Genomic DNA, 14187 nt, shown 5'->3' with positions numbered 1-14187 from the left:
AATTGATACTACTGATCCTGTGATTACTGTTCCTGCTACTGCTAATGTAGAGTGTGGTGACAGCATAGATCCTTCTCAAACTGGTAACGCAACTGCTACTGATTCTTGTGGATCGGTAACTGTAACTTACTCTGATAGTGTTGCAGCTGGTTCTTGTGGTAATACTCAAACTATTACTAGAACTTGGACTGCTACTGACGATTGTGGTAACGATGTATCGCAAGATCAAATCATAAATGTAATTGATACTACTGATCCTGTGATTAATATTGATGCAACAAATATCGCTGTAGAATGTGATGGTTCAGGTAATAATGGAGAAATAGAAAACTGGTTAAATAATAATGGTGGTGCTGTAGCGTCAGACAATTGTGGTGATGTTACCTGGACAAATAATTACAACGGAGCTCAATCAGATTGTTCTACTCCTGTATTGGTAACGTTTACAGCTACTGATGCTTGTGGAAATACATCAACTACAACAGCTTCTTATACTATTCAGGACACAGCTAATCCTTCTATTGATACTGAAGCTTCCAATTTAACTGTACAATGTGATGGTACTGGTAATACTGACGACCTTAATGATTGGTTAACTAATAATGGTGGAGCTATTGCCTCTGATGATTGTTCAACAATTACATGGACCAATGATTTTACTGAATTAAGTGACCTTTGTGGTGCAACTGGTTCTGCTACTGTAACTTTTACAGCTACTGATGGTTGTGGTAACTCAAGTACTACTACTGCTATATTTACTATCGAAGACATTACTGCGCCTACAATAGATGCTGAAGCTAGTGACTTAACTGTAGAATGTGATGGTGCTGGTAATATTGATGACCTTAATAATTGGTTAAATAGTAATGGTGGTGCTATTGCCTCTGACTTATGTGGAAACGTAACATGGACAAATGATTTTACTGAATTAAGTGACCTTTGTGGTGCAACTGGTTCTGCTACTGTAACTTTTACTGCTACTGATGACTGTGGAAACTTTTCAACTACTACCGCTATATTTACAATTGAAGATACTTTAAATCCAGTAATCTCAACGGTAGCTGCTGACCAAACAGTTCAATGCGATGGTTCAGGAAATACTGATGAATTACAAGCTTGGTTAGATACTCAAGCAGGAGCTGTTGCTATTGACCAATGCTCAACAATTACTTGGACTAATAATTACTCTGGCCTTTTAGATCAATGTGGTGCAACTGGTCGTGCTTTAGTAACTTTTACAGCTACTGATGAATGTGGAAACTCATCAAGTACTACTGCTCTCTTTACAATATTAGATTTATTAAACCCAACTATTGATACTGAAGCCTCTGACTTAACTGTGGAATGTGATGGTGCTGGTAATGTTGATGACCTTAATGATTGGTTAACTAATAATGGTGGCGCTATTGCCTCTGACGTATGCTCAGATGTTACTTGGACTAATGATTTTGATAAACTTGCAGATGCTTGTGGTGCAACTGGTTCAGCTACTGTAACATTTACAGCTACTGATGGTTGTGGTAACTCAAGTACTACTACTGCTATATTTACTATCGTAGATACTACTGCGCCTACATTTACTGTACCTGCTGATGTAACTATCGAGTGTGATCAAGATGCTAACGACTTAACTCTTACTGGTGATGTAACGGATGAAGCGGATAACTGTGACGCTGGTTTAGAAGCGACTTACTCAGATGCAGTTGCTGATGGTAACTGTGCTAATGAATCTGTAATTACACGTACTTGGTCAGTAACTGATGATTGTGGTAATACTGCTACACTTGTTCAAACTATCAATGTGGTAGATACTACTGCGCCTACATTTACTGTGCCTGCTGATGTAACTATCGAGTGTGATCAAGATGCTAACGACTTAACTCTTACTGGTGATGTAACGGATGAAGCGGATAACTGTGACGCTGGTTTAGAAGCGACTTACTCAGATGCGGTTGCTGATGGGAACTGTGCTAACGAATCTGTAATCACACGTACTTGGTCATTAACTGATGATTGTGGTAATACTACTACACTTGTTCAAACTATCAATGTGGTAGATACTACTGCGCCTACATTTACTGTACCTGCTGATGTAACTATCGAGTGTGATCAAGATGCTAACGACTTAACTCTTACTGGTGATGTAACGGATGAAGCGGATAACTGTGACTCTGGTTTAGAAGCGACTTACTCAGATGCGGTTGCTGATGGGAACTGTGCTAACGAATCTGTAATCACACGTACTTGGTCATTAACTGATGATTGTGGTAATACTGCTACACTTGTTCAAACTATCAATGTGGTAGATACTACTGCGCCTACATTTACTGTGCCTGCTGATGTAACTATCGAGTGTGATCAAGATGCTAATGACTTAACTCTTACTGGTGATGTAACGGATGAAGCGGATAACTGTGACGCTGGTTTAGAAGCGACTTACTCAGATGCGGTTGCTGATGGTAACTGTGCTAACGAATCTGTAATCACACGTACTTGGTCATTAACTGATGATTGTGGTAACACTGCTACACTTGTTCAAACTATCAATGTGGTAGATACTACTGCGCCTACATTTACTGTGCCTGCTGATGTAACTATCGAGTGTGATCAAGATGCTAATGACTTAACTCTTACTGGTGATGTAACGGATGAAGCGGATAACTGTGACGCTGGTTTAGAAGCGACTTACTCAGATGCGGTTGCTGATGGTAACTGTGCTAACGAATCTGTAATCACACGTACTTGGTCATTAACTGATGATTGTGGTAACACTGCTACACTTGTTCAAACTATCAATGTGGTAGATACTACTGCGCCTACATTTACTGTACCTGCTGATGTAACTATCGAGTGTGATCAAGATGCTAACGACTTAACTCTTACTGGTGATGTAACGGATGAAGCGGATAACTGTGACTCTGGTTTAGAAGCGACTTACTCAGATGCGGTTGCTGATGGCAACTGTGCTAACGAATCTGTAATCACACGTACTTGGTCATTAACTGATGATTGTGGTAACACTGCTACGCTTGTTCAAACTATTAATGTGGTAGATACAACTGCGCCTGTCATTGACACTAACGCAACAGATATTATTGTTGAATGTGATGGTTCAGGTAATAACGGAGAAATAGAAAACTGGTTAAATAATAATGGTGGTGCTGTAGCATCAGATAATTGTGGTGCTATAACCTGGACAAATGATTACAATGGAGCTCAATCAGATTGTTCTGCTCCAGTAACAGTAACATTTACAGCTACTGATGCTTGTGGAAATTCATCAACTACAACAGCTTCTTATGCTATTCAAGACACTACTGCTCCTTCTATAGATACTACTAGTGCTAACTTAACTGTAGAATGTGATGGAGCTGGTAATGTTAACGATCTTAATGATTGGTTAACTAATAATGGTGGCGCTATTGCCTCTGATGATTGTTCAGCAATTACATGGACAAATGACTTTACTAAACTTGCAGATGCTTGTGGTGCAACTGGTTCAGCTACTGTAACATTTACAGCTACTGATGGTTGTGGTAACTCAAGTACTACTACTGCTATATTTACTATCGTAGATACTACTGCTCCTACATTTACTGTACCTGCTGATGTAACTATCGAGTGTGATCAAGATGCTAATGACTTAACACTTACTGGTGACGTAACGGATGAAACGGATAACTGTGACTCTAGTCTGGAAGCGACTTACTCAGATGCGGTTGCTGATGGTAACTGTGCTAACGAATCTGTGATCACTCGTACTTGGTCAGTAACTGATGATTGTGGTAATACTGCTACACTTGTTCAAACTATTAATGTGGTAGATACTACTGCTCCTACATTTACTGTACCTGCTGATGTAACTATCGAGTGTGATCAAGATGCTAACGACTTAACTCTTACTGGTGATGTAACGGATGAAGCGGATAACTGTGACGCTGGTTTAGAAGCGACTTACTCAGATGCAGTTGCTGATGGTAACTGTGCTAACGAATCTGTGATCACACGTACTTGGTCAGTAACTGATGATTGTGGTAATACTGCTACACTTGTTCAAACTATTAATGTGGTAGATACTACTGCGCCTACATTTACTGTACCTGCTGATGTAACTATCGAGTGTGATCAAGATGCTAATGACTTAACTCTTACTGGTGATGTAACGGATGAAGCGGATAACTGTGACTCTGGTTTAGAAGCGACTTACTCAGATGCGGTTGCTGATGGCAACTGTGCTAACGAATCTGTGATCACACGTACTTGGTCAGTAACTGATGATTGTGGTAATACTACTACACTTGTTCAAACTATTAATGTGGTAGATACTACTGCGCCTACATTTACTGTACCTGCTGATGTAACTATCGAGTGTGATCAAGATGCTAACGACTTAACTCTTACTGGTGATGTAACGGATGAAGCGGATAACTGTGACTCTGGTTTAGAAGCGACTTACTCAGATGCGGTTGCTGATGGTAACTGTGCTAACGAATCTGTAATCACACGTACTTGGTCAGTAACTGATGATTGTGGTAACACTGCTACGCTTGTTCAAACTATTAATGTGGTAGATACTACTGCACCTACATTTACTGTACCTGCTGATGTAACTATCGAGTGTGATCAAGATGCTAACGACTTAACACTTACTGGTGATGTAACGGATGAAGCGGATAACTGTGACTCTGGTTTAGAAGCGACTTACTCAGATGCGGTTGCTGATGGGAACTGTGCTAACGAATCTGTAATCACACGTACTTGGTCATTAACTGATGATTGTGGTAATACTGCTACACTTGTTCAAACTATCAATGTGGTAGATACTACTGCGCCTACATTTACTGTGCCTGCTGATGTAACTATCGAGTGTGATCAAGATGCTAATGACTTAACTCTTACTGGTGATGTAACGGATGAAGCGGATAACTGTGACTCTGGTTTAGAAGCGACTTACTCAGATGCGGTTGCTGATGGTAACTGTGCTAACGAATCTGTAATCACACGTACTTGGTCAGTAACTGATGATTGTGGTAACACTGCTACACTTGTTCAAACTATCAATGTGGTAGATACTACTGCGCCTACATTTACTGTACCTGCTGATGTAACTATCGAGTGTGATCAAGATGCTAACGACTTAACTCTTACTGGTGATGTAACGGATGAAGCGGATAACTGTGACTCTGGTTTAGAAGCGACTTACTCAGATGCGGTTGCTGATGGCAACTGTGCTAACGAATCTGTAATCACACGTACTTGGTCATTAACTGATGATTGTGGTAACACTGCTACGCTTGTTCAAACTATTAATGTGGTAGATACTACTGCACCTACATTTACTGTACCTGCTGATGTAACTATCGAGTGTGATCAAGATGCTAACGACTTAACACTTACTGGTGATGTAACGGATGAAGCAGATAACTGTGACTCTGGTTTAGAAGCGACTTACTCAGATGCGGTTGCTGATGGCAACTGTGCTAACCAATCTGTAATCACACGTACTTGGTCATTAACTGATGATTGTGGTAATACTACTACACTTGTTCAAACTATCAATGTGGTAGATACTACTGCGCCTACATTTACTGTACCTGCTGATGTAACTATCGAGTGTGATCAAGATGCTAACGACTTAACTCTTACTGGTGATGTAACGGATGAAGCGGATAACTGTGACTCTGGTTTAGAAGCGACTTACTCAGATGCGGTTGCTGATGGCAACTGTGCTAACGAATCTGTAATCACACGTACTTGGTCATTAACTGATGATTGTGGTAACACTGCTACACTTGTTCAAACTATTAATGTGGTAGATACTACTGCGCCTACATTTACTGTACCTGCTGATGTAACTATCGAGTGTGATCAAGATGCTAATGACTTAACTCTTACTGGTGATGTAACGGATGAAGCAGATAACTGTGACTCTGGTTTAGAAGCGACTTACTCAGATGCGGTTGCTGATGGTAATTGTGCTAATGAATCTGTAATCACACGTACTTGGTCACTAACTGATGATTGTGGTAATACTGCTACGCTTGTTCAAACTATTAATGTGGTAGATACTACTGCGCCTACATTTACTGTACCTGCTGATGTAACTATCGAGTGTGATCAAGATGCTAACGACTTAACTCTTACTGGTGATGTAACGGATGAAGCGGATAACTGTGACTCTGGTTTGGAAGCGACTTACTCAGATGCGGTTGCTGATGGCAACTGTGCTAATGAATCTGTAATCACACGTACTTGGTCAGTAACTGATGATTGTGGTAATACTACTACACTTGTTCAAACTATTAATGTGGTAGATACTACTGCGCCTACATTTACTGTACCTGCTGATGTAACTATCGAGTGTGATCAAGATGCTAATGACTTAACTCTTACTGGTGATGTAACGGATGAAGCGGATAACTGTGACTCTGGTTTAGAAGCGACTTACTCAGATGCGGTTGCTGATGGTAACTGTGCTAACGAATCTGTAATCACACGTACTTGGTCAGTAACTGATGATTGTGGTAATACTGCTACACTTGTTCAAACTATCAATGTGGTAGATACTACTGCGCCTACATTTACTGTACCTGCTGATGTAACTATCGAGTGTGATCAAGATGCTAACGACTTAACACTTACTGGTGATGTAACGGATGAAGCGGATAACTGTGACGCTGGTTTAGAAGCGACTTACTCAGATGCAGTTGCTGATGGTAACTGTGCTAACGAATCTGTAATCACACGTACTTGGTCAGTAACTGATGATTGTGGTAATACTGCTACGCTTGTTCAAACTATCAATGTGGTAGACACTACTGCGCCTACATTTACTGTGCCTGCTGATGTAACTATCGAGTGTGATCAAGATGCTAACGACTTAACTCTTACTGGTGATGTAACGGATGAAGCGGATAACTGTGACGCTGGTTTAGAAGCGACTTACTCAGATGCGGTTGCTGATGGCAACTGTGCTAACGAATCTGTAATCACACGTACTTGGTCAGTAACTGATGATTGTGGTAATACTGCTACACTTGTTCAAACCATTAATGTGGTAGATACTACTGCTCCTGTTATTGTTGGAGACTTTGAAGCAACTATAGATGTTAGCTGTTCAGATATTCCTGAAGTGCCAGAATTAGTATTTGAAGACGCTTGTTCTTCTGATATAACTGTAGAGTTTAACGAATCAAATGATTCAAATGATGGTTTAGAAGATTATTCAATCACTAGAAGCTGGACTGTTACTGACGAATGTGGTAACGAAGCAATCTATACACAAATAGTAAATGTAAATGTTGAGAGTACATTCACAGGATATGATACCGAACTTTGTATAGATGATTTAGCTATTGACTTATTTGATTTATTAAGTGGAGATTATGACAGTGATGGTGTTTGGGAAGTTGTTTCTGGTAACGCTACGTTAGACGGAAGCATCTTTGACCCTGCAACAGCTGATCTAGGTGATTACATCTTTACTTACACTGTAGCAAACGGACCATGTCCAAGCACTGTTGAAGTAATGATTACAGTTCATGATGATTGTATTGTACTACCATGTGGCGCTGAAGATGTTGTGATTTCTAAAGCTGTTACTCCTAATGGTGACCAATGGAATGAGTTCTTTACAATCACTGGTGTTGAGGATTGTGGGTTCACAATTGAACTACAAATATTCAACCGTTGGGGAGCAAAAATCTATGAAAACTTCAATTATCAAAATGATTGGAATGGTACAGCTTCAAAAGCTTCAATAGGAAGATCTGATAAAGTACCTTCAGGAACGTATTATTATATAATAAACATCAAAGGTAGTAATGGACTGCAGCTAAAACCTTTTACAGGTCCAATCTACATAGGAACCAAATAAATTTTAACCTATTATGAAATTATTAAAGTTTAACATAATCGTTTTTATACTGTTCAATTGCTGGACAAGTGTTGCCCAACAGCTACCTCAGTTTACACAGTATATGTATAACACTATCTCGATAAACCCAGCTTATGCTGGTAGTAGAGAAACATTAAGTATTGTTGGATTGCACAGGAGCCAATGGGTTGGTCTTGAAGGTGGACCAACTACACAAACCTTGTCTATTCATACACCACTTAGAAACGAGAAAATTGGTTTAGGATTGTCGTTTATTAACGATGAGTTAGGTTATGAAAATTTCTCTTACTTGTATGGTGACTTTTCGTATACTATTCAAACTGGAGAAAACACCAAACTTGCCTTTGGTCTTAAAGCTGGATTTACTCATTATAATTTAGATCAGGCTTTACTTAATGACCCTTCGGTAGTAAATGACCCTTTCTTTAATGATGTATCTAATAGATGGAGTCCTAATATTGGTACTGGTGTTTATTGGCATTCGAACAAATGGTATATAGGTCTTTCTGCTCCTAGAATTTTAAATACTGATTACAACAAAGGGAGCCAAGGAAATGTTGACTATGTATCATTAGAACGTGTTAGTTACTATTTTACTGGTGGATATGTATTCGATTTAAGCGAAACCACAAAATTCAAACCAGCCACAATGCTAAAAGCTACAAATGGAGCTCCTTTATCATTTGATATAACAGCTAACTTCTTATTTAATGAAAAACTGTGGTTAGGTGCTGCTTATAGAATGAATGAGTCTGCTGCTGCTATTGGTGGTATTGCCGATTTTCAGGTTTCAAAACAATTGAGAATAGGTTATGCTTATGAGTATCCTATTTCAGATATTAGACCTTATACAAGTGGAACTCATGAAGTTTTACTTATGTTTGAAATTTTCAAGACACAACGTGTTAAATCACCTAGATACTTCTAAAAAAACAGATTATGAAAGCAAGAATAATATTATTAATAGTTGCACTTAGTAGTACTTTTATGGTTGCTCAAAAACAGCAAGTAAAAGTAGCTGACAAGTTCTTTAAAAACTTCGCTTATCAAAAGGCTACTGAATTTTATGAAGAAGCTGTAAAAAAAGGTGATAGTAGCGAATATGTATTAACTAGATTAGGTGATTGTTATTACAATAATTCAGATTCTGAAGGGTCAGCAAAATGGTATGCTGAAGCTGTAAGATTACATGAAAATAAAATTGATCCTGAATATTTTTACAAGTACTCACAGGCGCTTAGAGGTTTAGGCAACTATGAAGAAGCTATAATTTGGTTAGAGAAATATAAAGCAGAAAATCCTGATGACGACAGAATTGCAGGCTTAGAGTATGATAACCTTGAACTTTACGAAAAACTATCATCTACTGATGAAATTTATGTTACTATCAACACATTACCAATTAACACCAAGTTTGCCGATTTTGGTGCGTTTGAAAAAGATGGTAAGTTAATTTTCTCTTCTTCAAGAGATGGAAAAGACAAAATTTACGATTGGAATGGTGAACCATTTTTAGACCTTTATGAAGTAGAGGTTACTGAAAAAGATGGTGTAAACACTTATGAAAAAGTAAACAAAATTAATGGACCAAAAATAAATACTGAGTTCCATGAAGCAAATGCAGTTATTACTAGTGATGGAAAAACAATGTACTTTACTAGAGACAATGTAAATAAAAGAAACAAGTTAAAAACTGACAAAGAAGGAACATCACATTTAAAGATTTATAAAGCTTCTTTAGTAGATAGCATGTGGCAAGATGTAGTTGAACTTCCTATTAACGACACCTACTACTCTACTGGTCATCCTGCTTTAAGTCCTGATGATAGTACATTATTTTTTGTTTCTGATCGTGATGGTGGTTATGGATCGACAGACATCTATAAAGTTGCAATACTTGGAGATAATAAATATGGAACTCCTGAAAATTTAGGACCAGAAATTAATACAGATGGTAAAGAAATGTTCCCTTTTGTTGCCAAGGATAATACATTATACTTTTCTTCTGACAGTAATATAAACTTAGGATTCCTGGATATTTTTAAATCAAATATATTAAAAGGTGAAAACGCTGAAGTAGAAAACTTAGGTGCTCCTTTTAATACAAGTTATGACGACTTTGGTTTTATTATAGATTCTGACACTCAAATTGGTTACTTTTCATCAAACAGACCTGATGGAGCTGGTAGTGATGATATTTATGGATTTATTGGTTGTTCTCAAATAATTAAAGGAACCATTAGAGACAGTTTAACTCAAAAACCTATTGCAATGGCTACCGTTAAACTAATCAACAAAGAAGGTAAAATCTTAAACGAAGTTACTGCTGATGAAAATGGAGCATATTCATTTAAAGTAAAATGTCATACTGAATATACTGTATTAGCTACCAAACCAGATTATAAAGACAATCATAAACAAATTATGACTGGTGAAGTTAATAATGAAGAAAACACATTAGACCTAGATTTAATTCCGTTAATTATAAATAATGAAATAGTTATCAACCCTATTTTCTTTGATTTTGACAAATGGAATATAAGACCTGATGCTGCTTACGAACTTGAAAATATAGTAAGTGTAATGAGAGACCACCAAAATATGGTTATTAAAATTGAGTCGCATACTGATAGTAGAGGTAGTGATAGATATAACTTAAAACTATCAGACAGAAGAGCTAAATCAACTCATGAATATTTATTATCAAGAGGTATAGCTCCTGAAAGAATTGAAAGTGCTATTGGTTATGGTGAAACACAATTGTTAAACAAGTGTTCAAATGGTGTAAAATGTACTCCTGAAGAGCATCAACTTAACAGAAGATCTCACTTCTATATCTTAAAAAACTAAACAGCACTTAATTATAAGAACAAAAAAACAGGCTAATAATAGCCTGTTTTTTTATACATCATAGTTAAGTCAATTATTGCCTAACCATTGTAATTTTGAACTATTAAAAACTAAGCCTTTTAACAACCTTGAATCATTCTTTTGTTACGGTAGTTGAATAATCCATTTCAAACTTTAATATTAATTGTTCTTCAATAATTAAGTATGCTTCTTCTCTTCTAGCATTAATAAGATATCCTACTGCTCACACACTTGTGATTTCCTTTCTCGTTTTCGTTAGGTTAATGTTAATAGTCTAAAGTGAATATAACTCATAGACAATGTACTCAAATTTAAAGTCCTTTATAATTGATATACTTTAATTTATCAGAGCTAATAAAACTACCTATTTGTAGTTTGAATTATACCATGGTTAAGCTAGAAATAGTAAATGGTTTAGCTGCATGATTTATAACAGTACAACAAATGTAATCCCTGTATTTACATTAATAACCCATGAATTAAATAAATAAAACGTTTAAATAAAAAAAGACCACTAAAAAGTGGTCTTAATTCATTAACTAATAATTAATCTATTAACGTTTTATAAAAATGTTGGTATAATACCATTTACCTTCTTCATTTTGTTCGGCAGAAATATCAAAGTCTGTAAAGTCTCCTTCAATATTTGCTCTATGACCTTCACTGTTAATCCAAGCGTTTACAACTGATTGCGCTGAGCTAAAAGCATAAGCAACGTTTTCAGATACTTTAGTTGCTGATGCGTGTTGCTCTAAACTACTTTTTCTTTGGAAAAAATTGTCATGATTTACTTGATTAACACTAACCATATAGTCAGTATGCGAATAGGCAACAGACTTAATAATGTTTAAATTGTTCAATGGATTTAAGCCTAATTCTATTCTGTGCGCATTGATAAGCTCTAAAATTTCTATTTCAATACTTTTTGCAGCTGGTGCGTTTTGTAATGTTATATTATTTGCTTCATTTTCAGGGAATTCTTCAGTAGAACAAGAGAAGCTTAACATTGCAAACAATACCATAACAGGTAGGTAAAATTTAGTCTTCATAAGAGGGTTATTTAGATTTGGTGTAGTAAAATTAGAAGACTATACGTAGTAGACTGTTAATAAAATGTTAAAATCGATGAAAAACATGCATTTCATCGATCTTAAATGTCAATAATCGATGAAATGCATAGAATTAAGGAATATTCTTACTTTTTATCGATAAAATTTTACACTTTATCGTTTTGTAAAAGCTGAAAAAAATAATTAAGGCGCAAGTCGGTTAATTGTCCAACTAGAATCTGAATTCAATTTATATTCAATTCTATCATGAAGTCTATTAGGTCTCCCTTGCCAAAACTCAATTTCTGTAGGCTTAATTAAAAATCCGCCCCAATGATTAGGTCTAGGTATATCTTTGTCTTTATATTGAAGCTCTAATTCTTTTAACTTGTTATTCAATACATCCCTATCGGCAATAATTTCGCTTTGGTTAGAAGCCCATGCTCCTAGTTGACTACCTCTTGGACGTGTTAAAAAATAGTCGTCACTAGTAGCTGCATCAACTTTTTCAGCAATACCTTTAATTATAACTTGTCGTTCAGCTGAATGCCAAAAAAAGGAAAGACAAACATTAGGATTCGCTATTATGGCTTGTCCTTTGTCACTATTATAATTAGAATAAAACACAAAACCATCAGTATTAAACTCCTTTAACAACACAATTCTACTTTTAGGGAAACCATCTAAACTTATTGTAGATAACGTCATTGCATTAGCTTCAATATCAGGAAAAGAAGTATCTATTTCATGAAACCATCTTTTAAACAATTCTAGAGGGTTTGCAGGAGCATCTTTTAATAAAAGCTCATGTTTTTCATAAGATTTTCTGTAATTACTTAAGTCTGTACTCATTAGATTTTAATATGCTTTTTTGATTAGATTTTATTTTTTTGAATAAAGTAATTCATATAAATTTAAGAATTATTTTAGTCCCATGACATTTGAAAATAGCAAATATTTTAACCTTCTTAAACACTCAAAAGTAGAGTTTTCATTTGGTAATTTTTATCTTTTTGACAAGTTTATAATCTCTGAAATAAATGAAGGCATCCATTTTGACTGGGACAAAATTCAACAGGTTATTGCTGCATTAATAGATTACTATGGGTCAAATCTTAAAATTGGATATATTTCAAACAGAGTAAACCCCTACTCTATTGAACCACAATTGTGGATTAGATTTCAAAGAGATTATGGGTTTATTGTTGCTAGTGCTATGATATCTTATACTGAACTTAATTACATAAACGCCTCTATTGAAAAGCGATTTTCAGAGATGAGTATAAAGCGTTGCGGCTCTTTAGATGAAGCTATAAACTGGATTAAAAATTTAAAGGAGTTTAAATAATAAAATAGAACTGTCTTGCTTTTACTCTCAAAAAAGCTTATTTTAGTTAAAATATTTCCCCTTACATTATTATTTAAATTTATAGCAATTAACAATGGATCATTTTAGAACCATAGAACAATATTGTAAGGGAATAGGTATATCTAAACCTAAACATTCAGAGTTTGACATTAGAAGATTTGAGATTAACATGAAAACCGTTAATCTTAAACAACCTCCTTTTAGACATGAATTTTATGCTATTGCCATAAAAGTTGCAGGAGGTGGCAAAGCTATTTCTGGTCATCATACTGACTTTCCTACTGGTTATACCATTTTCTTTAATTCACCTTATCAAATTTTATCTTGGGATATTTTACCCGATTGGGAAGGCTTTTACATCATTTTTAATCAAGACTTTATATCAAGATCTTCAGTGTTTAATAATATCTTGAATAGATTTCCCTTTTTAAAGATTGAAAAAGATATCCCTTTAGAGATTGGACAAAAACAAGTAGACGAAGTTTTAGCCATCTACGAATCAATTTATGAAGAATACCACAGCAACCATAAAGACAAGTTTCAAATTATTGAATCGCAAGTGTTACTGTTACTAAACTACATTAAAAGGTATTTTAAAAACACAAATACCACTTTAGATGTTCCTGAAGAAATTAGAAAAACAGATTTAAAAATACTAGGTCGGTTTCAAACACTTATTGAGACTTCTTTTTTTCAAGACATCGATACTAACTTTGATTCTAAGCTACACTCTACCTCATTCTATGCTGATATATTAAATGTTCATCCTAATCATTTAAATACTGTAATTAAACAAATTACAGGGCAAACAGCAAAACAGTTAATACAAAACCATGTTATCAATTTAGCTAAATCAAGACTTATTAACACTCAACTTAGTGTAAAAGAAATCGCATACTCTCTACATTACGAATCTCCTAACAATTTTAGTAGTTTCTTTAAAAAAATGACAGGAAAAACACCAAATTATTACAGAAAAGAAAGTAATATTTGATTTTTAT

7 protein-coding genes are annotated in these 14187 nt (G+C 35.7%); 5 read left to right on the top strand and 2 right to left on the bottom strand.

Translation table 11 applies throughout. The features are described from left to right. Positions 1-19 precede the first annotated feature (19 nt). Genes ABD011_RS09205 through ABD011_RS09195 form a run of 3 tightly spaced genes read left to right on the top strand, consistent with a single transcriptional unit; the run spans position 20 to position 10747 of the window. Complete coding sequence (locus tag ABD011_RS09205; RefSeq protein WP_343797670.1) at positions 20-7876, top strand: HYR-like domain-containing protein; 7857 nt, start codon at positions 20-22, stop codon at positions 7874-7876. Positions 7877-7889: 13 nt separating this feature from the next. Beyond that, a complete protein-coding gene (locus ABD011_RS09200) occupies positions 7890-8825 on the top strand; it encodes a PorP/SprF family type IX secretion system membrane protein (protein ID WP_343797668.1) in 936 nt (311 codons plus the stop codon). An 11-nt stretch (positions 8826-8836) separates the two neighbouring features. After that, positions 8837-10747 carry an OmpA family protein gene (locus ABD011_RS09195; RefSeq protein ID WP_343797666.1) on the top strand — a complete coding sequence of 637 codons (1911 nt, stop codon included), beginning with the start codon at positions 8837-8839 and terminating at the stop codon, positions 10745-10747. 575 nt (positions 10748-11322) lie between these two features. Here ABD011_RS09195 and ABD011_RS09190 read toward each other — a convergent pair. Together ABD011_RS09190 and pdxH are read right to left on the bottom strand one after the other, a co-directional pair. Continuing rightward, on the bottom strand, positions 11323-11817 hold the full coding sequence (locus ABD011_RS09190; RefSeq protein ID WP_131507249.1) for a CAP domain-containing protein: 495 nt from the start codon (positions 11815-11817) through the stop codon (positions 11323-11325). Between the two features lie 204 nt (positions 11818-12021). Beyond that, the gene (gene pdxH, locus ABD011_RS09185; RefSeq protein ID WP_343797663.1) at positions 12022-12669 is read right to left on the bottom strand and encodes a pyridoxamine 5'-phosphate oxidase; all 648 of its coding nucleotides are present in this window, start codon (positions 12667-12669) and stop codon (positions 12022-12024) included. Between the two features lie 82 nt (positions 12670-12751). On the opposite strand from pdxH, the gene ABD011_RS09180 reads away from it, so the two are divergent. Continuing rightward, the gene (locus tag ABD011_RS09180) at positions 12752-13165 is read left to right on the top strand and encodes a hypothetical protein (RefSeq protein WP_343797661.1); all 414 of its coding nucleotides are present in this window, start codon (positions 12752-12754) and stop codon (positions 13163-13165) included. A 94-nt stretch (positions 13166-13259) separates the two neighbouring features. After that, positions 13260-14180 (top strand): helix-turn-helix domain-containing protein, encoded by a 921-nt coding sequence (locus ABD011_RS09175; protein ID WP_343797659.1) that lies wholly within the window; start codon positions 13260-13262, stop codon positions 14178-14180. Positions 14181-14187: the final 7 nt, after the last annotated feature.

The organism is Gaetbulibacter jejuensis (assembly GCF_039524015.1).
Classification (GTDB): Bacteria; Bacteroidota; Bacteroidia; order Flavobacteriales; family Flavobacteriaceae; genus Gaetbulibacter_B; species Gaetbulibacter_B jejuensis.
This window is presented reverse-complemented; position numbering and strand designations above follow the sequence as displayed.

Bases quoted from the DNA above. Each gene is read 5' to 3' on its own strand.
- ABD011_RS09200 (WP_343797668.1), top strand. From the start codon at position 7,890: ATGAAATTATTAAAGTTTAACATAATCGTTTTTATACTGTTCAATTGC.
- ABD011_RS09195 (WP_343797666.1), top strand. From the start codon at position 8,837: ATGAAAGCAAGAATAATATTATTAATAGTTGCACTTAGTAGTACTTTT.
- ABD011_RS09190 (WP_131507249.1), bottom strand. From the start codon at position 11,817: ATGAAGACTAAATTTTACCTACCTGTTATGGTATTGTTTGCAATGTTA.
- pdxH (WP_343797663.1), bottom strand. From the start codon at position 12,669: ATGAGTACAGACTTAAGTAATTACAGAAAATCTTATGAAAAACATGAG.
- ABD011_RS09180 (WP_343797661.1), top strand. From the start codon at position 12,752: ATGACATTTGAAAATAGCAAATATTTTAACCTTCTTAAACACTCAAAA.
- ABD011_RS09175 (WP_343797659.1), top strand. From the start codon at position 13,260: ATGGATCATTTTAGAACCATAGAACAATATTGTAAGGGAATAGGTATA.